The sequence below is a fragment of the Pseudoalteromonas sp. Angola-7 genome (assembly GCF_028599255.1).
GTDB classification, from domain to species: domain Bacteria; phylum Pseudomonadota; class Gammaproteobacteria; order Enterobacterales; family Alteromonadaceae; genus Pseudoalteromonas; species Pseudoalteromonas atlantica.
This window is the reverse complement of sequence record NZ_JAQREL010000001.1, coordinates 65,345-90,463: the sequence shown is the minus strand read 5'-3', so window position 1 is coordinate 90,463 and position 25,119 is coordinate 65,345. Positions and strand designations below refer to the sequence as shown.

23 protein-coding genes are annotated in these 25,119 nt (G+C 39.0%); 14 read left to right on the top strand and 9 right to left on the bottom strand.

The annotated features are described in order from the left end of the window. Positions 1–51 precede the first annotated feature (51 nt). Complete coding sequence (locus tag PSH50_RS00405; RefSeq protein WP_096041721.1) at positions 52–561, top strand: DUF421 domain-containing protein; 510 nt, start codon at positions 52–54, stop codon at positions 559–561. Between the two features lie 70 nt (positions 562–631). On the opposite strand, the gene PSH50_RS00400 is transcribed toward PSH50_RS00405, so the two are convergent. Then, positions 632–1,252 carry a trimeric intracellular cation channel family protein gene (locus PSH50_RS00400; protein ID WP_058550084.1) on the bottom strand — a complete coding sequence of 207 codons (621 nt, stop codon included), beginning with the start codon at positions 1,250–1,252 and terminating at the stop codon, positions 632–634. A gap of 416 nt (positions 1,253–1,668) precedes the next feature. Between PSH50_RS00400 and PSH50_RS00395 the strand changes: the two genes are divergently transcribed. Together PSH50_RS00395 and PSH50_RS00390 are read left to right on the top strand one after the other, a co-directional pair. Continuing rightward, entirely contained in the window at positions 1,669–2,265 is a 597-nt protein-coding gene (locus PSH50_RS00395; RefSeq protein WP_273587282.1) for a cold shock domain-containing protein, read from the top strand. Between the two features lie 304 nt (positions 2,266–2,569). After that, the gene (locus tag PSH50_RS00390; protein WP_273587281.1) at positions 2,570–4,282 is read left to right on the top strand and encodes an AIPR family protein; all 1,713 of its coding nucleotides are present in this window, start codon (positions 2,570–2,572) and stop codon (positions 4,280–4,282) included. A gap of 1,081 nt (positions 4,283–5,363) precedes the next feature. On the opposite strand, the gene PSH50_RS00385 is transcribed toward PSH50_RS00390, so the two are convergent. Both PSH50_RS00385 and PSH50_RS00380 read right to left on the bottom strand, forming a co-directional pair. Beyond that, positions 5,364–5,966: a thiamine biosynthesis protein ThiC gene (locus PSH50_RS00385; protein WP_273587280.1), complete on the bottom strand. Its 603-nt coding sequence runs from the start codon at positions 5,964–5,966 to the stop codon at positions 5,364–5,366. A gap of 401 nt (positions 5,967–6,367) precedes the next feature. Further along, positions 6,368–7,069: a metal-dependent hydrolase gene (locus tag PSH50_RS00380; RefSeq protein ID WP_273587279.1), complete on the bottom strand. Its 702-nt coding sequence runs from the start codon at positions 7,067–7,069 to the stop codon at positions 6,368–6,370. A 303-nt stretch (positions 7,070–7,372) separates the two neighbouring features. Here PSH50_RS00380 and PSH50_RS00375 point away from each other — a divergent pair, with 303 nt between their 5' ends. The 4 genes from PSH50_RS00375 to PSH50_RS00360 all read left to right on the top strand — a co-directional run bounded on the left by PSH50_RS00375 (position 7,373) and on the right by PSH50_RS00360 (position 13,094). Further along, complete coding sequence (locus tag PSH50_RS00375) at positions 7,373–8,188, top strand: ABC transporter ATP-binding protein (protein ID WP_273587278.1); 816 nt, start codon at positions 7,373–7,375, stop codon at positions 8,186–8,188. After that, entirely contained in the window at positions 8,188–9,636 is a 1,449-nt protein-coding gene (locus PSH50_RS00370) for a DUF3526 domain-containing protein (RefSeq protein WP_273609213.1), read from the top strand. Before PSH50_RS00375 ends, PSH50_RS00370 begins: the two co-directional genes overlap by 1 nt. After that, positions 9,633–10,895 carry a DUF3526 domain-containing protein gene (locus PSH50_RS00365; RefSeq protein ID WP_273609212.1) on the top strand — a complete coding sequence of 421 codons (1,263 nt, stop codon included), beginning with the start codon at positions 9,633–9,635 and terminating at the stop codon, positions 10,893–10,895. The genes PSH50_RS00370 and PSH50_RS00365 overlap by 4 nt, the downstream gene beginning before the upstream one ends. Positions 10,896–10,985: 90 nt before the next feature. Beyond that, a complete protein-coding gene (locus PSH50_RS00360) occupies positions 10,986–13,094 on the top strand; it encodes a TonB-dependent siderophore receptor (RefSeq protein WP_273587275.1) in 2,109 nt (702 codons plus the stop codon). Between the two features lie 53 nt (positions 13,095–13,147). On the opposite strand, the gene PSH50_RS00355 is transcribed toward PSH50_RS00360, so the two are convergent. Continuing rightward, positions 13,148–13,906, bottom strand: a complete 759-nt coding sequence (locus PSH50_RS00355) for an ABC transporter substrate-binding protein (RefSeq protein ID WP_273587274.1) — start codon at positions 13,904–13,906, stop codon at positions 13,148–13,150. A 137-nt stretch (positions 13,907–14,043) separates the two neighbouring features. Continuing rightward, positions 14,044–14,958: a 2OG-Fe(II) oxygenase family protein gene (locus PSH50_RS00350; RefSeq protein WP_273587273.1), complete on the bottom strand. Its 915-nt coding sequence runs from the start codon at positions 14,956–14,958 to the stop codon at positions 14,044–14,046. 187 nt (positions 14,959–15,145) lie between these two features. On the opposite strand from PSH50_RS00350, the gene PSH50_RS00345 reads away from it, so the two are divergent. Then, a complete protein-coding gene (locus PSH50_RS00345) occupies positions 15,146–15,442 on the top strand; it encodes a hypothetical protein (protein WP_273587272.1) in 297 nt (98 codons plus the stop codon). A gap of 46 nt (positions 15,443–15,488) precedes the next feature. Here the strand turns inward: PSH50_RS00345 and msrA are convergent, their stop codons facing one another. Continuing rightward, positions 15,489–16,088 carry a peptide-methionine (S)-S-oxide reductase MsrA gene (msrA, locus tag PSH50_RS00340; protein WP_273609211.1) on the bottom strand — a complete coding sequence of 200 codons (600 nt, stop codon included), beginning with the start codon at positions 16,086–16,088 and terminating at the stop codon, positions 15,489–15,491. Positions 16,089–16,324: 236 nt separating this feature from the next. On the opposite strand from msrA, the gene PSH50_RS00335 reads away from it, so the two are divergent. Continuing rightward, a complete protein-coding gene (locus PSH50_RS00335) occupies positions 16,325–16,519 on the top strand; it encodes a CPXCG motif-containing cysteine-rich protein (protein ID WP_004586615.1) in 195 nt (64 codons plus the stop codon). Between the two features lie 63 nt (positions 16,520–16,582). Here the strand turns inward: PSH50_RS00335 and PSH50_RS00330 are convergent, their stop codons facing one another. Further along, positions 16,583–16,786, bottom strand: a complete 204-nt coding sequence (locus tag PSH50_RS00330) for a hypothetical protein (protein ID WP_004586614.1) — start codon at positions 16,784–16,786, stop codon at positions 16,583–16,585. Between the two features lie 99 nt (positions 16,787–16,885). Between PSH50_RS00330 and PSH50_RS00325 the strand changes: the two genes are divergently transcribed. Together PSH50_RS00325 and PSH50_RS00320 are read left to right on the top strand one after the other, a co-directional pair. Further along, positions 16,886–17,368 carry a GNAT family N-acetyltransferase gene (locus PSH50_RS00325; RefSeq protein WP_273609210.1) on the top strand — a complete coding sequence of 161 codons (483 nt, stop codon included), beginning with the start codon at positions 16,886–16,888 and terminating at the stop codon, positions 17,366–17,368. 172 nt (positions 17,369–17,540) lie between these two features. Continuing rightward, on the top strand, positions 17,541–18,155 hold the full coding sequence (locus tag PSH50_RS00320) for a MarC family protein (RefSeq protein ID WP_273609209.1): 615 nt from the start codon (positions 17,541–17,543) through the stop codon (positions 18,153–18,155). 294 nt (positions 18,156–18,449) lie between these two features. On the opposite strand, the gene PSH50_RS00315 is transcribed toward PSH50_RS00320, so the two are convergent. After that, complete coding sequence (locus PSH50_RS00315; RefSeq protein ID WP_154944475.1) at positions 18,450–19,586, bottom strand: MFS transporter; 1,137 nt, start codon at positions 19,584–19,586, stop codon at positions 18,450–18,452. Between the two features lie 203 nt (positions 19,587–19,789). Beyond that, entirely contained in the window at positions 19,790–21,001 is a 1,212-nt protein-coding gene (locus PSH50_RS00310; RefSeq protein WP_273609208.1) for a porin, read from the bottom strand. 636 nt (positions 21,002–21,637) lie between these two features. Here PSH50_RS00310 and PSH50_RS00305 point away from each other — a divergent pair. From PSH50_RS00305 to PSH50_RS00295, 3 genes are all read left to right on the top strand, one after another. Then, on the top strand, positions 21,638–23,227 hold the full coding sequence (locus tag PSH50_RS00305; protein ID WP_083901794.1) for an ABC-F family ATPase: 1,590 nt from the start codon (positions 21,638–21,640) through the stop codon (positions 23,225–23,227). Positions 23,228–23,377: 150 nt separating this feature from the next. After that, the gene (purE, locus tag PSH50_RS00300) at positions 23,378–23,860 is read left to right on the top strand and encodes a 5-(carboxyamino)imidazole ribonucleotide mutase (protein WP_024033606.1); all 483 of its coding nucleotides are present in this window, start codon (positions 23,378–23,380) and stop codon (positions 23,858–23,860) included. Positions 23,861–23,862: 2 nt separating this feature from the next. After that, positions 23,863–25,014, top strand: coding sequence for a 5-(carboxyamino)imidazole ribonucleotide synthase (locus PSH50_RS00295; protein ID WP_273587267.1), 1,152 nt, complete (start codon positions 23,863–23,865; stop codon positions 25,012–25,014). The last annotated feature ends 105 nt before the right edge of the window (positions 25,015–25,119 follow it).

The following is a 25,119-nucleotide window of genomic DNA, read 5'->3' as shown; positions in this document are numbered from 1 at the left end:
TATTGCAGGAACTGCTTACAGTAAGTAAATAACGCATATAAAGGAGTGACTATGTTTTTTGATGATATGCAGGGCTTAATACGCGTACTTATTATTGGCGTGCTGGGTTATGTAGCGCTAGTGTTTTGGCTGCGTATATCGGGTAAGCGTACGCTTTCTAAATGGAACGTGTTTGATTTTATTGTCACTATTGCGCTGGGATCTATTTTAGCCTCGGTGATCATTACAAAAAGCGTTGCGCTGCTAGAGGGCATGCTCGCGTTTGTTGTATTAATAGGGCTGCAATATTTTATTACATGGCTAAGTGTGCGCTCATCTAAATTTGCTTCGCTTATAAAAGCAGAGCCTACGCTATTGCTGAGTAATGGTGAATATTGTACGGCGGCACTTAAATCGCAGCGGGTAACTAAATCAGAAATTCGCGCTGCCATTCGTGGCGCGGGTATATTAGCCATAGAAGATGTAGCCGCTGTAGTGCTAGAAACCGACGGCAGTTTTAGCGTACTAAAACAAAATAACAGTGGTTTAAAAACGGCGCTGAGTGATGTAAGCGAGCAATAAAGTAAGGCGCTAGTACTTATATTAATTAAGGCAGGTTTAATACCTGCCTTAAATTGTATTAAAGCCTAATTTATTTAGCGTGCTGCTCTAACAAACTAAAGGTAGGTAAACGCCACTTAAAGCGAATTGATGCCATACGTATTAAGTAGCCTGCAACAAGGCTTACAATAATGCTGATGTTGTCATCAATATTGTAATGGTGCAGTGCCAAGAATAAGCAGGCAACAAGTAACGATACACTCGCGTATAGCTCGTTATGTAGTACTAAAGGTGCTTGTCGACATATTAAATCGCGCAGTAAGCCACCAAATACACCGGTTACAACTGCAGCCACAACACAAATACCATAGTGCAGGCCCATATTTAGCCCCACTTGGCAGCCAATAATGCTAAACGCCGCAAGCCCTAGCGCATCTAAGCGCATAAAAATGCCTTTAAATTTAACCACCCACTTAGCAAGCCACGTAGTCACAATGCCAGCTATACAAGTAATTAAAAGGTACTCAGGGTGCTGAACCCAGGTAAGTGGGTAATTGCCAAGTAAAATATCTCGCACACTGCCACCACCAATTGCTGTTGCACTGGCAACCAGTACAACGCCAAACCAATCCATTTTCATTCGCCCAGCGCTAAGTGCGCCGGTCATGGCTTCTGCAGTAATACCAATAATATAAACAACGGTTAATAGCATGAGATAATCACTTGAAAATTGCACGTAAAAATAAGGTGTGGATTGTATAGATAAATTAAGTAAATAACGAATGAAAAATCACACTAAAAACGCTTAATTCAGATAGAAATAACTAATAACAAAACCGAGTGTAAACAAGCTGTTAAGCTAATCGCTTCGCAAAAGTTAGCAGTCCTAGAATAAAGGACAAATGGCCGTAATTTATAAAATAAAACAGGCTATTTTATTGCTGCATTTTAAACCTCAAAGCTCGGTATTTTCCCTATATGGTTAAGTGTTTTGCCAACTAATTGGTGTGTTTAAATTAACCTAATATGAATATTTGGTTGCGTGGTAGCAATTTAGGAACGTATACTAACGATTCTTAACTTAAATGGAATTTGCGTAATCGCAGCTTAATCAGCACAGGTAAATACATGAACAAAGGACTGTTAAAAGCGTGGAATGACGAAAAGGGCTTTGGTTTTATTAAATCAGACACCTTAGCGCACGACACCTTTATACACATTTCAGCGCTCAAACATATGCGCCGCAAGCCAAAAGTGGGCGACACCATTTATTTTGAAGTCGCTACACAGCCCGATGGTAAATCAAAAGCCGTTAACTGCCGAATTGAAGGTGTAGCTGCGCTTAAAGTTACGCCTAAAAAAACAAACCATCATCGTGTTGCTAAATCTAATTTTACCGACAGCTTTTTAGGCAAAGTCGCCTCAATTGGTTTTATCGCCGTACTTGGCTTTATCGCAGTAAATAAATACAACCATTATCAAAGTAGTGAGCAATTTAATAACCACACACCTGTTATTACTAACGCCGATTTAGCTACGTTTGATGAGCAATACCCACAAATTGTGATTCCAAAAAGCACACAAAATTTTACCTGTGACGGGAGGCAGCACTGTAGCCAAATGACTTCACGTGCAGAGGCGGTGTTTTTTATAAATAACTGCCCCAATACAAAAATGGATGGTGATGGCGATGGTGACCCATGTGAGAACGATACACGATTTTGAAGCTAGGGTATTTATAAGTTTTGTAGATAAAGTTTTAGTGAAGATAGGTTTTACTAATGTGGTCTACAAACACAGTAATTGGCGATTGGTCCCATAACATCATTAAAAGTCGTTTTGGGGTTTAATATTAAAGACCATAAAATAACTTTCGTAGTTAGGTGTTACTAATAGAGTCGTTTAAGCAAAATACCGAACAATGTGATAGGTGCCGTTTTTGGGTGTTATTACAAACTAAATTGGGTTCAATAAGCTGTAAGTTTGCTCTTTGGCTGCAATGAATACTTTAACTAAATAGGATTTTTGAATGGATAGAATTACAAAAAGTTACATGAACGATTTCTGTAATAGTCACGGGGTAGAAGGTGAGGAGTATTTAAAGTACGAGCATTTTATCAACTATATTATTATTGAACAATATAGTTATGAGCGTTTTAGCTTTGAAGATTTAAATATTGGCGATAAGGGAACTGTCGGAATAGATGGTTTTGCTATATTAATTAATGGTATTTTTGTCGATTCAAAAGAGAATTTGCTTGATGTCCTTCAGTCACATAAAGAGCCAGAAGCACAAGTTGTATTTATTCAAACTAAAACCTCACAAAAATTTGATATTAAAGACATCGGAAATTTCGGATGGGCTGTTACTGATTTTATTAGCGAAAATCCAACTATTAAATGGAGTAATGAGGTTCTTGAAAAAATAGATTTATTTGGTACTTTGATAGAAAATTCTAGTCAATTAAAAAGCAAACCCACTTGCCATTTATTTTTTGCAACGACAGCTAAAAAAGTAGATGACCCTCTTCGTGAAAGTAAAAAAAATTCGATTTTAGCAGATATTTCTAATGAAAATGTTTTTCAGGAAAATATTGAATTTGAGTTTTTAGGGGCAAGTGAAGTCCAAAGGAACTATAAAAAGATAGGAAAAAAATACAAAGCAAAGTTTAATTTTCCAAATAAAGTTATTTTGCCCGCAGTTGGAGATAAAATCCCAAAGTCTTATCTTGGTACCATACCTGCTAAAACTTTAGTAGATATTATTTCAGATGGTAATGGGGAAATAATCAGTGAAATTTTTTATGATAATGTCAGAGATTATCAAGGTGGTAATAAAGTAAATACAGAAATTTCCACTACATTGAAATCAGAAAATAAAAGTATGTTTTTTGCCATGAATAACGGAGTAACAATTATTTCGGAAGAAATACATGATAGTCGTGATTCAGTTGAAATAGAAGGTTATCAAATCATAAATGGTTGCCAAACTTCCAATGTCATATTTGAAAACAGAGATGAATTAACTGATGAGGTCTTTGTTCCAATAAGGCTGATTTCAACTTCCGATGAGACTGTAATGTCAAAAATAATTCGTGCAACAAATAGACAGACAGAGGTCAAAGAACAAGATTTAATTGCATTTACGGATTTTCAAAAAAGCTTAGAAGATTATTATCTATCAGTTGAACACCCTCATAAGCTGTATTATGAAAGACGAGCTAAACAATTTAATAAGTCGAATATAGAGAAGAAAAGGATAGTAGACAAAAATATACAAATTAAGGCCTTTACAAGTTTTTTTCATGAAAGGCCTGATATGGCAACTCGATATTTTGGGACGTTATTTAATCAATTTGAAGATCAGTTATTTAAGAAGGACCATTCTTATTCTGCCTATTATATGGTTTCGTATTTATTATTCATTATTGATGAATCAATTCGAAAAGGATATGTAGATAGAAAATATAGAAAAGTTAAGTACTTTATCTTAATGATGATTAAATATGAATTAAGGGAACTCTTATCAATTGAAAGTGAACCTAAAGTCAATGCAAAAAAATTCGATTCTACTTATTGTAATAAAGTTTTATTAAAAGCTTATAAACATGAAGATTTGTACGTAATTATCAATAATATTGCAAGAAAAATAGACACTCTTGATTTTGATATAAATGATAGAGATATTGGAAAGTCTAAAAACTTTAAAGAAAGTTGTTTAGATATATATTCTTTAAACTAATAACAGGGTATAAATAATAAATTAACTAGACACCCATTTAAGTTTTTCACTTTTTAAATTTAGAGTCTAGTTTTTATTTAGTACAGAAAGTAATTAGGGTGTTTTATTGTTTTCTTAAGAAAACAATAAAACTTGGTTTAAACACAAAAATATAATCTTTCAGGTTTGCCCGCTTCTTTTTCCTCACTGCTAAAGCTATGGGGAATCTTGACCTCAGACATCAAAATATTTTTGGTTAAAAGCTTTTAATTTAAGTTATTTATAATCTCTTAAAACTCAGCGGCTCTTATCCTCTTTGTGAATCGGTCTTGAGATAGTTATTTGGTTTTCGATCATGGTGGTTGATTTAGTCGTGTCAAAGTTGAGACATTTTAAGTACATATGATGAAAATTTACTACGAAACAACAATAAGCTTTAATTGCCTTGAATTTTTGCCACATGTGTTTTTTATAGTTATCAGTTTAATTTTTATTGGGAGGCTCAAAAAATTATACGATTTATATATTAAACGTTTTTTTAAGTTTAATTTCTTCATCTTACTTTTTATATTTATTCTTTACAATCTAGCTTCCATAGCTTCTTTATATTCGAAAATACAATACATAGCTAAAGTAAGATCGCATGAGCAGAGAGTTGTAACAGGCGAAATTGAAAAATTAGTAGAAAAAGAAGGAGCAAGTCGAACACAGAGTTTTTCAGTATCAGGAGTGGCTTTTAAGTATAATAACTATCAAACTGCGCCATATTTTTTTGCAAACCGGAAATATAACAATAAGGTTATTTTTAATGGAGGTTATGTTGAAATACATTATATCCAAGATAACGGCAATAATTATATCACCAAGTTATTTATAAGAAATAATTGAGCATTTTCAGTCAAAGAGAGCGTCTAACCATATAAATTTTGATTCAATCTATTAGCCCTCTAAAAGCGAAGCGCCTCTAATCCTCTTTGGGAATTAGTCTTAAAAATAAGATGGCAGTCACTTTAAACGTAAAACATCGGCGAATTAGCACTCTAATACACGCCGATGTTTATATCTTATTTAAATAAGCAAATTACTTGTAAGCTATTAAGCCTTAGTCTGCTTTACGGTTAAGGCTTATTAAACAAATTGCTAAAAGCAATGTTGCAATCATGCCTGATGCGCCAGCAACGCCTGATGGCAGGAATCCATCACGGCCAGCAATAATTAATACTGCATTGGCAAGCATTGCAACTGCGCCTGCTAGGGCTGTAAGGCCGCCAATGGCTTTGCCACCTTTAGCTAAGTAAGACAGGCCAAAAACAACAGCTGCTAAGCCTAGTAGTAATTTAGCTGCGTAGTAAATCATGAATGACAAAGACACCACGCCACCAATTAAAGGTTGTGCGCCTTCTACTGCGCCCGCTACTTTGCCAAATGTTGAAAACAACGTTAGGCCAATGCTTACCTGTACTATGTTAAGTATTGCGCTAAATGTGATAGCCGACCAACCTAGTTGAGCGTTTTTAGCTTGCACCATAGTGGTACTTGCAAAGGCCACAAGCACAGTAAACAGCACGGCTTCTAGTCCCCATGCATACTGTCTTGAAAAGCTAATTTCAGCACTGTAAAGGGCAGTAAAAATAGCTTGGGTTATCGCCAACGCCAACAATAACGATGCTGTAATTAGGGTGGTGCGCTTATGTGTAAATTCCATTATGTACCTCTTATAATTTTATATTTGACGCTTTAAAAGTTGCAGTCGCTTTGCATACATCAAACAGATGAAAGTATTGCTGCTATAAGACAGGTAAAGCGGAGTAATTATTTCACTAAAACCAATAAAAATAATAATTAATATCAAATAGGCCAAAACTTGCGCTTTTAATGAACTTAAATTGGCAAAGCCGCATTGAGTTAAGCTATTAAGCCTTTAAAAATTCAGTGACTCTTATCCTTTTTGTGAATTAACCTTTAAATTAAATATTGGGGTGATTTCGGCTAACTAAGCTGGCTGTTTATTATAAAGCAAATTAAAACAACCACTTAAATAAGCATATATACCCACAAACAATGTTTATGGGTATTTTGTGTGACTAAGCCTATAAATTTTATTTATTAAGATAAAAGCCTAAAATGCGACCAATCACTTAATGCGGTAATAGTTTGCTCTGTAGGCGGGGCTACATAGATTAAACCTGCAATGGCAATTATTGATGCCAAGGTAATTAATTTATTGTCGAAGTCGGCTATTTTTAACGCGGTGCCAAAGGAGCGTTTAATGGTGACATTGCTTAAATCTACACTGTAAATTTCATCGAGTAATAAATGAATTAACCCGCCGATTAAAGTAAACCCTCCTGTTAACCAGGCAAAGGTGGCTGCTTGTGTGGTTGTTTGCTCGTTTAGTTGCCACGTTACTTGCGTTGTTAACAGCGCGCATAGCACTAAAAATAATAACGAGTGGCAGCTGCCTCTATGTACAGTGATCCATTCAAAAATGGGCCTAATAATGTATTTCATAAACCCGTACACCAATAACGGCACTACGATTAGCTCTAAAAATCTAATTTCGATTATTAGCTCGGTGGTTATGTAATGCAGCACCAGTAATACAGCGCTCAGTGCGAATAAGTTAAAAATAGTATTGAGCGAGGTTGAGTTATCTGAGTCTATGTCGGGTAATAAGCCGCCAATTGAGCCTAAAAACCATAACCAAAGTGCGCCGTTTAAATCAATATGGCCTGCAGTTAATAAAGTGGCCGAGCCTAAACCTGTGATGATGACTGCAGTATTAAGATGAGTATTGAAATTTGCCATTGTATCTCTTGATAAAAAAATAGGTTGGCATTTTAGCAATTGAAAAGTTCATTGTTCAATTTACTTTAAAGGTAAGGCGTAAATAACTTAAGTACTTAATATTAAACGCTGCGTTATGAATGATTTTAACCTAAATGGCTATGGATTTTGTAATAGGCAAAACCCGTTGAATAAATCAACATGGGTAACACTATTAAAACCTCTGCATCATTTGTTAATTATTGATATGTTATAGTGTTGCAATATGCATTTGATATAGTATAACATTCATCACATTCTAATTTCCCTTAATAGAGTTTGAATGTGAGTACACCTACAGCTGTTAATCAAACATCACCGAAAGAATCTCCACGTGTGGAACAAACACGTAATGAAGCCCTAAATACAACTCAAGCAGGTAAAAGCGAAGCCATTATTGAAGTGGACTCGTTAAGTTTTAGCATTAAAAACAACGCCATTTTAAAAAACTTAAACTTTAATGTGGGCTCGGGAGAAATTTACGCGTTACTTGGCGGAAACGGGGCGGGTAAATCAACCACGTTAAAAACTTTGCTTGGGTTTAATAAACCCACTCAAGGCTCTGTAAAAGTAGCGGGCAAAGAGGTAACACAGGCACTTGATTTTGTACGCGGTAAAACGGCGTACTTACCTGAGTCGGCAACGTTATATCCGCATTTAACTGCCCGCGAAAACGTGGCGTATTTTTTATCGCTTGCTGATATTAAAAAAACCGATGAGCAAATTAATGCTGCGTTTAACCGTGTAGCGCTACAGCAAGCTGCATGGGAGCGTCCTATGCAAACGTATTCTAAAGGCATGAGGCAAAAAACCGCGATTGCACTGGCTATTTTACGCCAAGCCCCCATATTTTTACTCGATGAGCCTACATCGGGCCTTGACCCTGTTGCTATTGATGAGTTTAACCAGTTAGTGCGTGAGCTTGCATTAACCGGCGCTACTATTTTAATGGTAACGCACGATGTATACGGCGCATGCCAAGTTGCAAACCGAATTGGTTTATTAAGAGCGGGCGAGCTGGTGGGCGAATTTGACGCGCCAGAAAACGGCCGAATTGATACCGAGCAAGTTCATGCCGCGTTTGCACAAAGAGGCGCGTAATGAGCAAAAATAACTTTTCAAAGATGGTGATAGTTGCCAAAGATGAGTGGCGCTATTGGCTTCGCTCAAAACTGGCGATGACCGTTTTAGCCATAGGTTTATTACTTACGCTTTCATCTGTGGTGGTTACTGCCATTACAATGCACGAACTTAGCCACACTCGTAATGAATTACAAAGTAATGCCGAGCAAAGCTTTGCTGAGCAGCCCGATCGCCACCCACACAGAATGGTGCATTACGGGCATTACGCTTTTAGAACACCAACCCCACTGAGCACACTCGACCCAGGTATAGATGCTTACACAGGTAACTCAATATTTTTAGAAGGACACAGGCAAAATAGTGCAATGTTTGCCGAGCAGCGCCAAGGCACAGCTTTAACAAAGCTTGGCAGCTTAACGCCTGCTTTTATTGTGCAAACATTAGCGCCGTTACTGCTTATTTTAATTGGTTACAGCTCTATTAGCCGTGAGCGCGAATCGCAAACGCTGTCGTATTTATTGGCGCAAGGCACCAAGGGCAGCACGCTGATAGCGGGTAAAGGGCTGGCGCTTTTGTGTGTTGTTGGGTTAATTATTGCGCCATTAGCGGTGTCGGCGTTATTTACGCTGGGCGCGGGTGAGAGCCTTTTAGCAGTTGTTAGTTTTATTGTGGGCTATGCATTGTACTTAAGCGTGTGGGTGTTAGTTGTTTTATTAGCATCGAGCGTGTTTAGTAAAAATAGTGGCAGCTTTACAGCGCTTGCGTTTGTGTGGATTTTACTGTGCATTGTTATGCCGCGCGTAGCAAGTACCAGTGCCTCTACGGCTGTGCCATCGGCCGGTAAAATAGAAACCGACTTTGCAGTAAAAGCTGAGCTTAGAAAACTAGGTGATGGCCATAACACCAACGATCCCGCCTTTAAGCAATTTAAACAATCTCTACTTAAAAAATACAACGTAAACAGCATTGATGAGCTGCCAGTAAACTTTAGAGGGTTAGTGGCCAGTGAATCAGAGGCCAAACAAACTAAGGTGTTAAACCAGTTTGCCGAGCAGCGCATGCAAAGTGAGCTTAAACAAACGCAGGTATCGCGTTACTTTGGTTGGGTATCGCCTATGGTGGCTATTCGCTCGCTGTCGATGATTGTAGTGGACACAAGCATAGAAACCCATCATCGCTTTTTACGCGAAACCGAACAGCTGCGCTTTGATTTTGTGCAAGGGCTTAACAAAGTACACATTGAAAAGCTTGATTACCAAGTTGATATGAACCGCAACGCCAATACCGAGGCCACTAAAAAAGCGCGCGTAGGATCAGAGAACTGGCAAATACTGCAAAATTTTACCTTTGATGTAGATAGCGCTGATGTTCGCGCGCAAAGAAGTGTATCTGCTTTTTTACAGTTAATACTGTGGATTGTAGTACTTGTAGCCGGTATTAAATTGGTAGGAAAACGTTTGATATGAGTTATTTAATTACACAACTTACACGAGAATGGGGCTTTTTACTGCGTCAAAAGTACCTTGTGGTATTGCTGTTATGTAGCTTTGTTTTATCGGGCTTTGCAATATATAGCGGGCTTAGCGAAGTAAGCGCGCAGCAGCAAACAATAGAGCGTTTAAAAGAGGCAGATCAAAGCGATCGCGCTAAAGTGCAGCAAAAGCAAGACGATCCGGGCATGTTGGCTTATTACAGTTTTCATTTAACGTATTCTCAGCCATCTAACCTTGCTTTTGCAGCATTAGGGGAACGCGATATATTCCCGTGGAAACACCGTATTAATTTATTGGCCATAGAGGGCCAAATTTACGAAAGCGATGCACAAAATGCCGAATTGGCACAAGCCGGTAAAATTGATTTTGTATTTGTAATTAGCGCCTTAGCACCACTGGTTATTATTTTGCTGTTTCATGACTTATTTGCAAATGAGCGCACCAGCGGCAGGCACGACTTACTGGTTACTACGGCTAAATCGTACTTTGCTTTGTGGGGCGCACGTATAACGGTAAGGTTTTTAGCAGTAATAGTGTGTTTAATGCTGCCATTTTTTATAGGTGCATTTATAGCTGGGGCAAGCGAGTTTGAAATTGCGTATGTATCGCTACTTTGTATTGCATACCTTGCATTTTGGACTGCGCTGAGTGTGTGGTGGGGAAAAAACGCGACTAGTGCGCCGCGCGTGGCCTCTGGCCTAATTGGTTTATGGGTATTATTTGCTTTTATTATTCCTATTTTAGGCGACCTTGCTATAAACAAGTCGGTGCATTCGCCTAAGGGTGGCGACATTATGCTTACTCAGCGTGAGGCGGTAAATGATGCCTGGGATTTACCAAAATCTGCCACTATGCAGCCTTTTATTAAAGAGCACCCAGCACTTGCGCCATACATTGCTATGAGCAGTGAGTTTGAGTGGAAATGGTATTACGCATTTCAGCAAATGGGCGATTTAAAAGCAGCGCCGCTCTCTAAAGCATACCGAGACGCAGCCGCTAAAAAATATGACTTAGCAGGCGTTGTGTCGTGGTTTTCGCCACCGCTGTTATTGCAGCGCAGCTTAACGCGAGCCGCCCAAACCGACTCAGTAGCGGCGTATGCATACGAGCAGCAAATTCGTGATTATCATCAGCAATTACGTGAGTTTTATTACCCTTGGTTATTTTATAAGGGTAACCCGCCTAAATCAGTTCTCAATTACATGCCACGCTTTGAGGCTATAGCAAAGTAATCCTTACTAGGTGCGCTAAACGCCGTTTTTTAGCGCACCTAGTAACAACACCATAATTATAAAATACTTATATTACTAACAAGGTTAACAATGAAAACCAACACAACAGGGCTTAAGCTCACCTATTTAAGTGCGTGCCTAGTAAGCTTATTTAGCAGCCAGGCTTTGGCTGCTGAGCAAAACCAGCAAACACACAGTGCTAACACAAATATTGAAAGGCTGTCTGTGGTTGCTACGCGCCAAGCTTACCAAGGTAACTTTAGCCAACTAGAAACTCCACAATCAGAGCTTAAAATTGATTTAGAAGCCCTTGAAAATGCAGGTGCAGTAAGCCTTGACCAAGCGCTTGATTTATCGGCCTCTGTTGCACGGCAAAATAACTTTGGAGGGCTTTGGAATAGTTTTTCGTTACGTGGCTTTGTAGGCGATGAAAACCTACCGAGTAACTACTTAGTAAATGGCTTTAATGCTGGGCGCGGTTTTGGTGGCTCGCGTGATTTGTCGGGTATTGAGTCGGTTGAGGTTTTAAAAGGCCCACGCGCGGCTTTATTTGGCCGTGGTGAGCCAGGTGGTACAGTAAACTTAGTTACTAAACGCCCAACGTTTGATACGCAAGGTGAAATTAAGCTCTCGGTAGCGAGTTTTGATACTTACCGCGCCGATGCTGATTACACCACAGCGCTTAACGATGACGTTGCAATTAGACTGGTTGGTTTTTACGAAGACGCCGAGAGCTTTAGAGACACCATAGAAACCACTAAACACGGTTTTAGCCCGTCAATAGTGTGGAATATTAACGACAGCAGCCAACTTGTTTACGAGCTTGAATACAGCGAGCAAGAAGTGCCGTTTGATAGAGGCGTATTAGCCATAGATGGCGAACTTGGGCTTATACCACAAAGCCGTTTTTTAGGTGAACCGGGCGATGGCCCAATTGAAGCCGATGTACTAGGGCATCAGTTAGAGTACATTCATGACTTTGATGATAACTGGAGCATTTTATTTGGTGCAAACTACCGTGATACCTCTATGGAAGGCTTTGTAACCGAAACCGGTTTTGGCGGCGTAGTTGATGGCGAAGTAAATCGCTTTAGGCGCTACCGCGATTTTGATGCTCAATACCATGTATTGCGTGCAGAGCTAAGCGGCAGCCTTGAGCTGGGCGGTTTTGAGCACCGTTTAATTATGGGTGTTGACGCTGATAAATTTGAAAACGATCAATTTATTTTACGTGTACGGGGCGATCAATACATTAATGTATTTAACCCTGTATACGGCGCGTATGAATTACCAACGCCTACATCTAATACCGATCGCGTAGAGATTCAAGAGTCACTAGGGGTATTTATTCAAGACCAAATAAGCGTAACCGATAAGTTAGATATTCGTATTGGTGCCCGTTTTGATGATTACGAGCAGCGCTTAAATAACCGTTTAGCAGGCACTAATACTAAACAAACGCAGTCGCGCTTGAGCCCGCAGTTTGGTGTGGTGTATGAAGCCGGTGATTATGTATCTGTATATGCAGCCTATGGCGAAAACTTTCGCCCGCTTTCGGGTGCTGATGCCAATGGCGATGGTTTTGAGCCAAACCAATCTACCTCTGCTGAGCTAGGTGTAAAATTTACCCTTAACGATGGCGCTTTATTTGGTACCGTTGCCGTATTTAAAGTAGATCAAGATAATATGCTAGTAGTAGATGACCCAACAGCGTTTACTTATGCCGCCATTGGTGAAGCACAAAGTAAGGGAATAGAAATAGACCTAACGGGTGAGCTTAGCGATAGTTTAGAAATTTGGGCGTCGTATGCGTATGTAGATGCCCAAATAGAAAACGCATTTTTTGATGCTAACTTTGGCTACACAGTAGAGGCCGGCGAGTCACTTTTAAATGTACCAGAGCATCAACTTAGCTTGCAGCTTGTTAAATCGGGCGAGTTATATGGCAATGCAATTAAATTTGGTGGCGGGCTATTATTTGTAGATGAACGCAATGGCTATTTTGGTACCGACTTTAAACTACCCAGTTATACTACCGCGCGTGTATTTGTAAATTACGATGTAACAGACGCGATTGGTGTTACGGCTGAGGTAAGTAACCTGTTTGATGAAACATATTACACAAACTCGTTTGCCGATGCATGGGTACAACCTGGTACACCACGTAACGTTAAATTTTCTGCCTCTTATAAGTTTTAATTGGTATTTTGCGCTGTAAACGTAAAAAGGTCGCTTAGTTAAAGCGACCTTTTTTATTTGGCGTGTTTGTATTTTTTTAATATTTTAGAGTACTCGCCTGAATTTTTTAACTTTTGCAGCTGAATATTAAAGTTATCACGTAATTTTTTTGATTTAAATAAATAGCCACTAGGGCTTTTACCAAACAGCGCAAAGTGATCTACAGGTTGTGTGCTATCAATACCTTTAAGGGTTGAGCGATAGTAATCAAAACTTTGTTTATCCATTTGAATCACATTAGCCTTATTTGAAAAAAGCATTTTAACTTGAAGAGATTGGTCGTGCACTTCGTAATATTGTGTATTGGCTTTTGCCATTTTTGCATATTCTTCACCTAAATGTATGCCGGCGCTGGGCCACGAGATTAAGCTGTAATGTGTTAAATCTGAAATTTTAGTAAAGTTAAAATGCTTGCTCCTTAGGGCTATCGCAACGTTTTCGTATTCATAGGCTTCATTTGAAATATAACCGCTTAGGAGATTGCCGTTTTCTGTGCTTAAGTTTATGTCGGCTAATATGTCGAGCTTTCCATCTATATACCCTTTAGCGCGGCGAGTATAAGGGTAATAGCGTGGCTCTATTTCATACCCTAAAGGGGTTAACGCGGCTTTAATAATATCGAGGGTTAGCCCGCTGTTGGTATGTGACATTACAAAAGGCGGTAGTGTTTCACCAAAACCAACTACTAATTTTTGTTTAGTAGGCGATGCACAGGCAAAAGAGGATACAAGCAGGGTAGTTATTGTCGTTATTATTAAAAAGTTTAACTTCATTAGGCTGTTTAAATTAACTTGGCATACTAAAAAGATAGTAACTAAGTGGTTATGCAACAAGTTAATAGCCCATTAAAGTATTATTAAATGTCTTTAATGGGCAAGTTCTTGGCACAAAAAGCTAAAATCGGCACCGTTTAAAAAGGTGCGTAGCCGTCTGGCGTTGTTTTTGGCGTGGTCCAACGCTCTTTTGCATCAATATCTGTACGTTTTGAACCCGGCGCTGGTATACGGCCATTATCGCCAAAAAGCCATAACACTAGGTTTGTTCTGTCGCCACTGGTTATAGGTTTTGCCGCGTGTGGTACATTGCCTTTGTGGATCATGGCGGTGCCTGGTTTAAAGCTAAGTTGTACAACTTTTGCGTTTACTTGGTCGTAAAAATCAAGCTCTGATCCGCTAAATTCTTCCCCAGGTAAGTTTAAATTAATATTTAATGTTACTGATGATGCATCGGTATGCGGACGAATAGACGCATCTGTACCTGGGTCGTAATAAATAGAAAAACCAAACGTTTGCGTATCGTAACCTATGATCTCAGGAAACAGTAAACGTGAAATAGGGCGCATGTATGTATTTAATACTTGGTTATAAAATGCCTGAAAACTAGGAGCAGCTAAATAGCCCTCTGAGCGTTTGTCGAGCATGGCGCCGCGGCGGTTTAATACAATACCATACGGTGGACGCATAGGAATGTTAGCATTCCATACTTTTTCTAGGTAACCACGTAAAACTGCTAGGCGCTCAGGATCAAAAAACTGAAACTGATACACATCAGTCGCTACTTCTTCCAGTAGTGATTTTACTAAATGCTCTTTTGATGGATCTTGCCATGCTGCATTAACGGCTTCACGTAAGTTTTTATCTAGTAATGAATCGTCAAGGGTAAAGGTGGTTGTATCTACTTCGGTTTCTTCCCACTCTTTCCAGGCTTGTGTAAGTAGTTGGTCGTTGTTGTACCAAAAATGCTGTACAGAGTGCTCACGATTTAACATGGCCTCTCTTGAAGGTAACGCTAGAGCACGAGCAAGTTGTAATTGGGTGGCAGACATAATGTGTAACTCCAGTTGTTGAATTAGGTTTTATCAATCTAGGAGTGCAATTTATTATATTTATAAAGTTAGATAAATAAGCTGTTTTAGGAAACAGTATCAAAATAATGTTTATAATTAGGGGCGGAATGAATAGAATTAGCAGATAGCTGTTACTTAAACGCTAAAACTTTTAAAAGGATTTTGTATGTTACCAAAATGTCTGAATTGCCAAAAGAATATATCATTAGCTTGGTTTGTTGTTGCTCGTATGTCTACAAAGTATAGGTGTGCTGAATGCGGGGCGCTCCATGAGTTTACCCAAAGGCATAAGCTGATTGGTATTATTGCTATAATTCCTCTGATAATTTTAGTGAATATTTTAGAAACTATTATTCCATCTTCAGTATTAAGGTTTGTATTTCTTTTAGCACTCGCAGTTACTGTAATGGTTTTTATACCTAAACAATATAAACTTTCAGAGCATGATAATTTGAAAGAATAGGTTAGATGGGTTTGTGTAAACCCATCAAGCGTTTAACTATAGATTTTTAATGTGTGACTCTATCGCCCCAAATTTCTTCTAGGCGGTTATCGCGTCCGCAGCGCCAGCGGTAGGTATTGTAGCGTATGGGGTTATTTTTATAATAATCCTGATGGTAGCTTTCTTTACCTTTAATTGGGTAAAAAGTGCTGGCATTAAGTATTGGCGTGACTACTGTTTGATTTGGGAACTCTGCTATCACGGCCTGTTTGGTTTGCTCTGCTATTTTGCGCTCTTGATCGTTAGCTACAAATATGGCGCTTAAATAACTTGGGCCTTTATCGCAAAATTGGCCTTTGGCATCAAAGGGATCAATATTTACCCAAAAATGATCAAGTATGCCTTTGTAGCTTACTACATCAGGGTCGTAAGTAATTTGTACTGCTTCATAATGGCCTTGATGGTTACCATTGTAGGTCGGGTTTTTAATTTTACCGCCTGTAAAACCCGATATAACATCTTTTACGCCTTTGAGCTTTTCAAAGTCGCTTTCCATACACCAAAAACATCCACCGGCTAAAACTGCTTTTTCGGTTTTGGCTGCATGTGAAAAGGTGCTAAACAACATTGCGGCAGATGTTAATGCAAGCGTAAGTGATTTTTTCATAAAATAATCTACCTCTAGTATGAGTTTAAATACATATTCTTAATAGCTAGACCTTTTAACTGTAAAACCTATTTCATTGTTTTTAGTAGGCTAACGCCAATAGCGGAAAAAGTAATATACGTAATGGTTTGTAATTACGGCCATACGTACATTAGCTAACCTCTGTAGCACAATGTTGTATTATTAGAGTGTGTTTAATAAAGTGAAAGTATTGAGATAAAAGTAACAGGTGTTAAATGAACCAGTTAACCGAAAAATCGATAAGTTGCCCGTATTGCGGCGAAAGCATAGAAGTATTATTAGACGCGGCAGATATTGGCGAGCAATACATAGAAGACTGCCAAGTATGTTGTAAGCCTATTTCGTTTGTTGTTTTTGAAGATGAAGACGAGTTAAAAGTAAATGTATACAGTGAAGACGATACATTTTAATCATTAGTTACTCTTTATATAGGTGGCTGCACAGTGGCAGCCACTACCGTTTATACACGGGTGCTAGCTATTATTTTGCTCTCGGGCTAGTTGGTTTGGTAACAGCTCTTCTACTATTTCGCGTGCGGGGAGTGTATAACGTGTGCCGTCAAACATTACCGAGGTAAACTCGTTTATATTAGTAATGCCTGTTAGGGTCCAGCCCTCACCACGTTTAGGGCAGTATACGGTTGTGGTAGGTTGAATTACTTTAAAATCGTCGCTCATTATTGCTCTCAATATTGGCTATAAAGATAATGCTTGTGAATACGCTATGGTAAGTTAATAATGCTTAACCATAAAGCGCTATTTTAACTCCTGTATAAAATGTTTAAAACAACTCAGCTTGAACGCGTTACATTGCGTTTAATTACTCATAAGCATGCCCCGCAGTTATTTTCTATTTTGAATCACCCGCAAGTGAGCGAATTTAACGACTATAAAACCCCATTAAGTAAATGCCAAATTAAGCAATTAATACAAGACGATATTACCGCCTATTACGAAGGCGAAGTGATAAGAGTGGCTATTGAACATAATATAAATGGCAAACTTATGGGAACCTGCGGGCTTTATAATTTATCGCCTTGTAAAAGTAGGGCGTTTATTGGGTTTGAGCTTGATCCTATGTATTGGGATAAGGGCATTATGTTTGAGGTAATAACCGGCTTTGTTAAAACGCTTAAAGAGGTTATACCGCTTAATTACTTAGCGGCGCAGGTAAGTGCACATAATGCGCGTTCGCATAACTTATTAGTTAAATTAGGCTTTAGCTTGGGTGAGCATTCTATTTGGTATAAACACGTTTAGTACTGCATTAGTCATGTATTAGTGCTGCATTTACATTATACACGTTAGTAAATTTCATCATAAGAGGAACAAATGCAATATAAAAAATAGCCAATTTGGCTTATAGTTAAGCGTAAGCAAATGAATTTGTTACCCGAGTTTTTAAAACGTGTTCGCTTAACAAGGATTTTATATGCTAGAAAAACTATCTCAAGATGCCCTCGTTATTTGGGCTACTATTGACCCAATAGGGACTATGGCGCTTTTTGCTGCGCTCACTTCTCATTTAAGTGATCAACAACGTCGTAAAACTGCGTTTAAAACTGTGCTATATGCAGGCGCTGTATTACTTGGCTCTATTTTAATAGGGCAGCTTATTTTAAATGCGATGGGTATACGGCTGGTATCGTTTCAGTTAGGGGGCGGGATAATTTTATTTTTGTTTGGCTTACAAATGATATTTGGCAATGATTCAAATAAAGCAAAACAAGACCCAGGGCACGATATCGCGGTGTTTCCGCTTGCTATACCTGCTACTGCCACACCAGGGGCTATTTTAGCCGTTATATTACTTACCGATAATCACATTCACCCAATTACAACCCAAATAGGCACAGCGTTAATTACACTGGCAGTGTTGGGTGTAACCTTAATTTTGTTGTTGCTGTCGAGCAAAATTATAAAGCTAATTGGTATTGGCGGGGCGTCTATTTTAACCCGTGTGATGGGGATGATACTGGCCGCTTTTTCTGTAGAGCTGATAATGACTGCACTTGAAGTTAAGCAGTGGGTAACACTAGGGCCCTGATCAACCTTAAGGTTTGTTATAAAAAAGGCATGCACTGTATTTATATACAGTTCATGCCTTTTTGCTTATAATCGCTTTAATTAATACTTGTTTGCTAAGGCTAAAAAACTGACTTTACAATGCAATTAACTAAAGCAACAACCATTGCTGGTGGCTTTATAGTAAAAGAACACATCATACTAAATTGTTATTAAGTGCTTAACTTAGCTAAAGAGTAAGGAGAATAAAAGTAGCCAATAAATAGGGGGTAATTGGCTACTTAATTTAATAATTTTACCGGTTATTGATTGCTGCTTAGTGCGCTTTAGGTTTTACAAGAAGGGCGATAGCTACAACGGCGCTTAAAATACTGCATATTATAAATACGTTATGTTCACCCCCAGGTATGTACTCCATAAAAGAGGTAAAAAACTGACCGGAGAACACCGCCATAGTAAAATACGATAAGTTACGTCCGCGAACATTTTCAGGGCTTAGCTCTACGGTCATGTGGTTTAAAAGAGGAATGCTAAAACCAAAGCCAATACCAATTAATAGCGCGCCTAATACTAATATCAATGTACTTGATTGTATAAAGCAAAGGTATGATAAACCAAAGGCAAAAAATGCGATTGCTAATACATTTTTCTCACTAAGGCGTTTAGTTGCTTTAGGCATAAATCCCGCTGTAAATACCGCAATTAACGATATAAAAGCCAATAGTTGGCCTATTTCAGACTCGTTAAAATTTAGTGCGTGCAAGGTAATAGGTAAAAGCACGGTTGAGGTAAAAAATATGGTCATAGCTAGGGTTGATACTATATACACCCCTTTAAGCGTTAATGCGTTTGAATGGCTCTTTTTTATTTGTTGAGTTTGCTCTGTGTTTTGGGCGTTCAATTGCTGCTTACGGGGGACAAACATGAGCAACATAGCTAAAAATACCCAAGCAATTAAATATAAAGCAAGGGGTAATCCCCAATACATTGACGCTAAAACACCGCCTAAAAATAAAAATATAACGCCACCTAGCTCTATCGCCATACCTTGTTTGGCAATCATATTCAGTCGGGCTTCGCCGCTGTACCACGTTGAAATTAATACGGTGCAACTTGCCATCACTATTGCTGTAATACCACCTAATGCAAAACGATTAATAAATACTAAGGTTGGGCCATGTAAAAAGTAAGCACATGCACCCACTAATCCGTATAAAAATAAACCTATTATAAGTAAAGGATATGCGCCGTACTTGTCTATTAATCTTCCGGCTAGTGGGGCAAACACCACCGCACCTAAAGAAGGTAAAGTAATTAATAATACGCTGTTGCTTTGTATGCCTAGGCCATCAGCAATGGTAACTAAACCCGGCGCTAATAGGGTGCCAACCATTATGGTTAAGCTGGCAATGCATAGTAGAGTAAAATTACCGGCGGTTTTGAGTGAACTCATTTTCTCTCCATTAATTTTCGGGTGAATTTGTAAGCATGTTTACAGGCATTATTAATACGCAGCGCACACAGCTTTTATAAAGTGTTATAACAAATAATAGCGATTGTTAACGCATTCAAACATTTAAATTTTTTCATCATTTAACGTTTAAAATAAAAAAGCCCAGCATATAGCTGGGCTTTGTGTGTTGTTATGGTGGGAAATTAAAACTTGTATCTAAAACCAAATGCAATCCCGTCGTCTTCTGACGCTTCCATTTGTGATTGCTGGTCTTTGTCATCACTTTCAAAGTCGCTAAAATCTTTACGGGCTTCAGCGTAGGCAATGGTGTTTTCGTCAATTAAGTAATGAACACCAATCACAGCAAATTGACGTTTGAATACATCATTAGGATCGGTATTAAAGTTAGGTTGAATAACGTAATCGTCACCGGCATCTAAAATGTTATAAGCCACAAAAGGGCGCACATCGTTATCAAAACGGTACGACATAAAGGTTTCTACACCAATAGAGTCTTTAATTAAGCGCCCTAGATTATCGGTATCGTGGTTTTCGCTTTTATTTATGTTAGCGGCAACGTATAAACCTGGTTTTTCAATGCTGCCCCACATTACACCCGCACCAAAAATTATGTCTTCAACAGTTTGTGTTGTGCCATCGCCATACGTTACATCAAATTCACCACGGTTTACGCCTGCTGTTAACGTTAGCATGTCGGTTGCGTTATAAGTTACAGACCCACCAAAGGTGTAGTTAAACTCTACTTCTTGAGCTGCGCTGTCGCCATCATTCCACAGGGCTTCACACGCTTCTTCAGAAATGTCATCAACATCACAGGTATAAAATTCGCTGTTTTTAAGTTGCGCTTGAACTGCAAAGCTAAAGTCGTTGTAGCTATTACGGTATTGAATTAGTTTATCACCACGGCCAGTACCATTTACTGCACCGTCGTCTTTATTGTATGTGTAAACACCCGCAGCATTACCATCCCATACAAAGCTGTTATTGGTGCCATAAACTACGTCGTACCACGCACCCCATTGTTTACCAATGGTAATTTGCCCGTACTTTTCGTGCGAAAGGCCAGCATAACCTAAACGGTTATATAAAAACTCATCTTGAATAGATTCAAAGCGGTTATTGTAAATAATATCGCTACTACCAACAGGGTTTACACCCCATTCAACTAGCGCTAGTGCCGACCAGTCTTTTTTAAGTTGGCGAGTAAAGCCAAAGTTTATACGCGATGTACCATTTACCACTTCGGTTTGGTTTTGCGTATTAATAACGCGCACATCAAGGTAACCACCTACTTTAATAGTGTTCTTTTCATCCTTATAGAGCTCTACTGCTGAAGCAGCTGGCGCAACTACTATGCTTGTTCCTAATAGTAGGGTTACAAAGTTTTTAATCATTTGTGATGCCTTGTGTGTATTAACTTTAAAAAGTGACATTAAATTTATAAGGCATGAAGACTAGCAAAGCCCTAATGGGCTCAAAAGTGAAAAATAATCAATGAAATTAGCGCCAAAAATGAATAAATATTCACTGGAGGTTAATGGTGTTTTTTATCTGTTAAGGGATATGTTTTTTTTGATTAAAAACTACGTAAATAGTGCTGAAAATAGCGCAAGTAAGTGGGTATTAAATTGAGTTTTTTCATGTTGGATAAAAATAAAACGCTAGTGCAAAAACTCTAAAAAGCATTTTATATCATAAATATATACCCAGTTATCTGTTTTTTAAAATGCTTTGCGATAAACAATCGACTTATTAAGTTAAACGGGTTTATTAATTAAAATTTAAACCCTGATATGGCGCACAAATCGCGCTATTATTTTTAGCTAAGCGCATTTTTTTAGTTGAATAAGCATTCACTGGCTTAATTACGTTTTTAGGCACTATTTGTTAGGCATTAATTTACGCCTTTAATGAGTGGAATAGGGCATAGTTCATACGCTTTCAACCTTAAACTTTCATAGAAAAAAAGCTGTATTTAGTTTAAACTGCGCGCAATTTAAATACATCATGTCCCCTTGGAGGGTAGCGCTATTATTAGTACAGCTAACATCACCATGCAATTTGGTGCTAAACCGTTATTTGAAAACATATCTGCAAAGTTTGGCGAAGGAAACCGTTACGGTTTAATTGGTGCAAACGGCTGTGGTAAATCTACATTTATGAAAATCCTAAGTGGCGAACTAGAGCCCTCTGCAGGTAACGTAAGTACAGATCCAAATGAACGTGTGGCTAAACTAAACCAAGACCAGTTTGCTTACGAAGAATACTCTGTAATTGATACTGTGATCATGGGCCATAAAGAATTATGGGATATTAAACAAGAGCGCGATCGCATTTACTCATTACCAGAGATGAGTGAAGAAGACGGCATGAAAGTAGCCGATTTAGAAACTGAGTTTGCCGAAATGGACGGCTATTCAGCTGAGTCTAAAGCCGGTGAGCTTTTATTAGGGGTAGGTATTTCAACAGAGCAGCATTACGGCCCAATGTCTGAAATAGCACCCGGTTTTAAACTACGTGTGTTACTTGCCCAAGTGCTGTTTTCTGACCCTGATATTATGCTACTTGATGAGCCAACCAATAACTTGGACATTTACACCATTAAATGGTTAGAAGATGTGCTTAATCAACGCGACTGCACCATGATCATCATCTCGCATGACCGTCACTTTTTAAACTCAGTATGTACCCACATGGCTGATATTGATTACGGCGAGCTTCGTATTTACCCAGGTAACTACGATGAGTACATGTTTGCAGCAACACAAGCACGTGAGCGCCTATTAAGTGAAAACGCGAAAAAGAAAAGTCAAATTGCCGAACTACAACAGTTTGTATCGCGCTTTTCTGCAAACGCGTCAAAGGCTAAACAAGCAACGTCACGCGCAAAACGTATTGATAAAATTCAACTAGAAGAAGTAAAAGCCTCTTCTCGCCAATCGCCGTTTATTCGCTTTGAGCAAGAAAAGCAGCTATTTCGTAATGCATTAGAAATGACCAACCTAAGCCAAGGTTTTGAAGACAATACGTTGTTTTCAAATTTAGAAGGTTTAGTAGAAGTAGGCGAGCGCATTGCTATTATCGGTGAAAACGGTGTAGGTAAAACAACATTACTTAATACGCTTGCTGGGCGTTTAGCACCTAAGTCGGGCGAGTTTAAGTGGTCTGAAAATGCCAATATTGGTTACTACGCGCAAGATCATGCTGACGAGTTTGAAAAAGACATGAACTTGTTTGAGTGGATGGAGCAATGGCAACAAGAAGGCGACGACGAGCAAGTGGTTCGTGGCTTTTTAGGACGCATGTTGTTTTCGCAAAACGATATTAAAAAGTCTGTAAAGGTTATTTCAGGTGGTGAACAAGGCCGTATGTTATTTGGTAAAATTATGATGCATAAACCAAATATATTGTTAATGGATGAGCCAACAAACCACATGGATATGGAGTCTATCGAGGCGTTAAACCTTGCATTAGAAGCGTACGAAGGCACATTATTGTTTGTATCGCACGATCGCCAGTTTGTATCATCGGTTGCTACCCGCATTTGGGAGATAAAAGACGGCCAGGTGATTGACTTTAGAGGCAACTACAGCGAATACCTAGCAAGCAAAGAAGTATAAGCACTTTGTAACTGCAACCCTTTAAAAGCCATGTTTAAACGTGGCTTTTTTTGTTTTTGTGAGTCGCAATTAAACTTGGTTTGGGTATAATACCCGCCTAAAACCGGACATAAGTCCGCTATTTTTAAAATACATTACTGAGGAGTATTTATGACTGTTGGCATTATTATGGGTTCTAAATCAGATTGGCCAACCATGGAACACGCAGCGCTCATGCTCGAAAAATTTGGTATTGAGTACGAAACAAAAGTGGTCTCTGCGCACCGCACTCCTCAACTTCTTGCAGATTATGCAAATTCAGCCGCAGATCGAGGCATAAAAGTGATTATTGCTGGCGCCGGTGGTGCTGCGCATTTACCGGGTATGGCAGCGGCATTTACATCGCTTCCTGTGCTTGGTGTTCCGGTTAAATCTAAAGCTTTAAACGGTGTAGATTCATTGTTATCTATTTGCCAAATGCCAAAAGGCGTAGCCGTGGGTACACTGGCTATTGGTGAGCCAGGCGCTGCTAACGCTGGTTTACTTGCTGCACAAATTTTAGGGTGCCAAAACCCAGAAATTTTTGCAAAAATTGAAGCATTTCGTAAAGAGCAAACCGAGACTATTTTAGCTAACCCTAATCCTGCAGAGTAAAAATGAAAATTTTAATTTTAGGTGCCGGCCAACTTGCACGAATGATGAGCCTAGCAGGCGCCCCCCTTAATTTAAATGTGGTTGCGTACGATGTAGGCAGCCAAAAAATTATGCATCCGCTAACCGGTGAAATTTACACAACCACACTTGAGCAGGCAATTAGTGACGCTGATGCGATTACCGCAGAGTTTGAGCATATCCCCGATGATGTACTTACACTGTGCTGCAACAGTAATAAATTTTACCCAGGTAAAGCTGCTATTAAAACCGGTGGCGACCGCGCATTAGAAAAAGCGCTACTAGATAAAACAAACGTAGCGTGTGCGCCGTATCAACTGATAACAGAAAAAGCCCATTTAGAGTTAGCGGTTAAAACCCTAGGCAAACCGCTGGTTATTAAAACGTGCCAAGCAGGGTACGATGGTAAAGGGCAGTGGCGTTTAAAATCAGATGACCAAATAGAGCAAATTTGGTCAGAAATGGCTGATTTTATTGCCTCTGGCACACAAGATGCGCCCCACAGCATTATTGCTGAAAAAATGATCCCGTTTGACCGTGAAGTCTCTATTATTGGTGCACGCGATAAGCAAGGTAATGTGGCTATTTACCCAATTACTGAAAACGAGCACACCAACGGCGTGCTTACTTTGTCGATTGCGGGTAAAAATAACACACTGGTTGAGCAGCAGGCCCATAGTGCATTTACAAAAATTGCCAACGAGCTTAATTATGTTGGCGTACTTGCCATTGAGTTTTTTGATGTAAACGGCACTTTACTGGTTAACGAAATTGCGCCGCGAGTTCATAACTCAGGACACTGGACACAGCAAGGCTGCCATTGTTCGCAGTTCGAAAACCACATGCGAGCTGTAGCGGGTTTACCACTAGGTAGTACAGAGCTTAAGCATATTACCGCCATGATTAATGTATTGGGCCAAGGATGTATTCCTACCGAGGTTTTAACAGTCAGTGATGTAACCAGCCACTGGTACGGAAAAACGGCAAAACCTGGACGTAAAATGGGGCATATTAATGTATCTGCAGATAACATTAATAACCTTGCCGATAAGCTTGGGCAACTTACCGATTACCTACCTGAGCAAGAGTACCCCGGCATTTTAAAAGCTGCTACTGCACTTATGCTAAGTGAGTAAAGGCTGCAATTAACTGATTAAATACCGGCTTAAGCCGGTATTTTTTTGTCATAAAAATAGGTATTAATTGTGTAATACTGGTAAAGTCTATTTTTTAATTTTTTG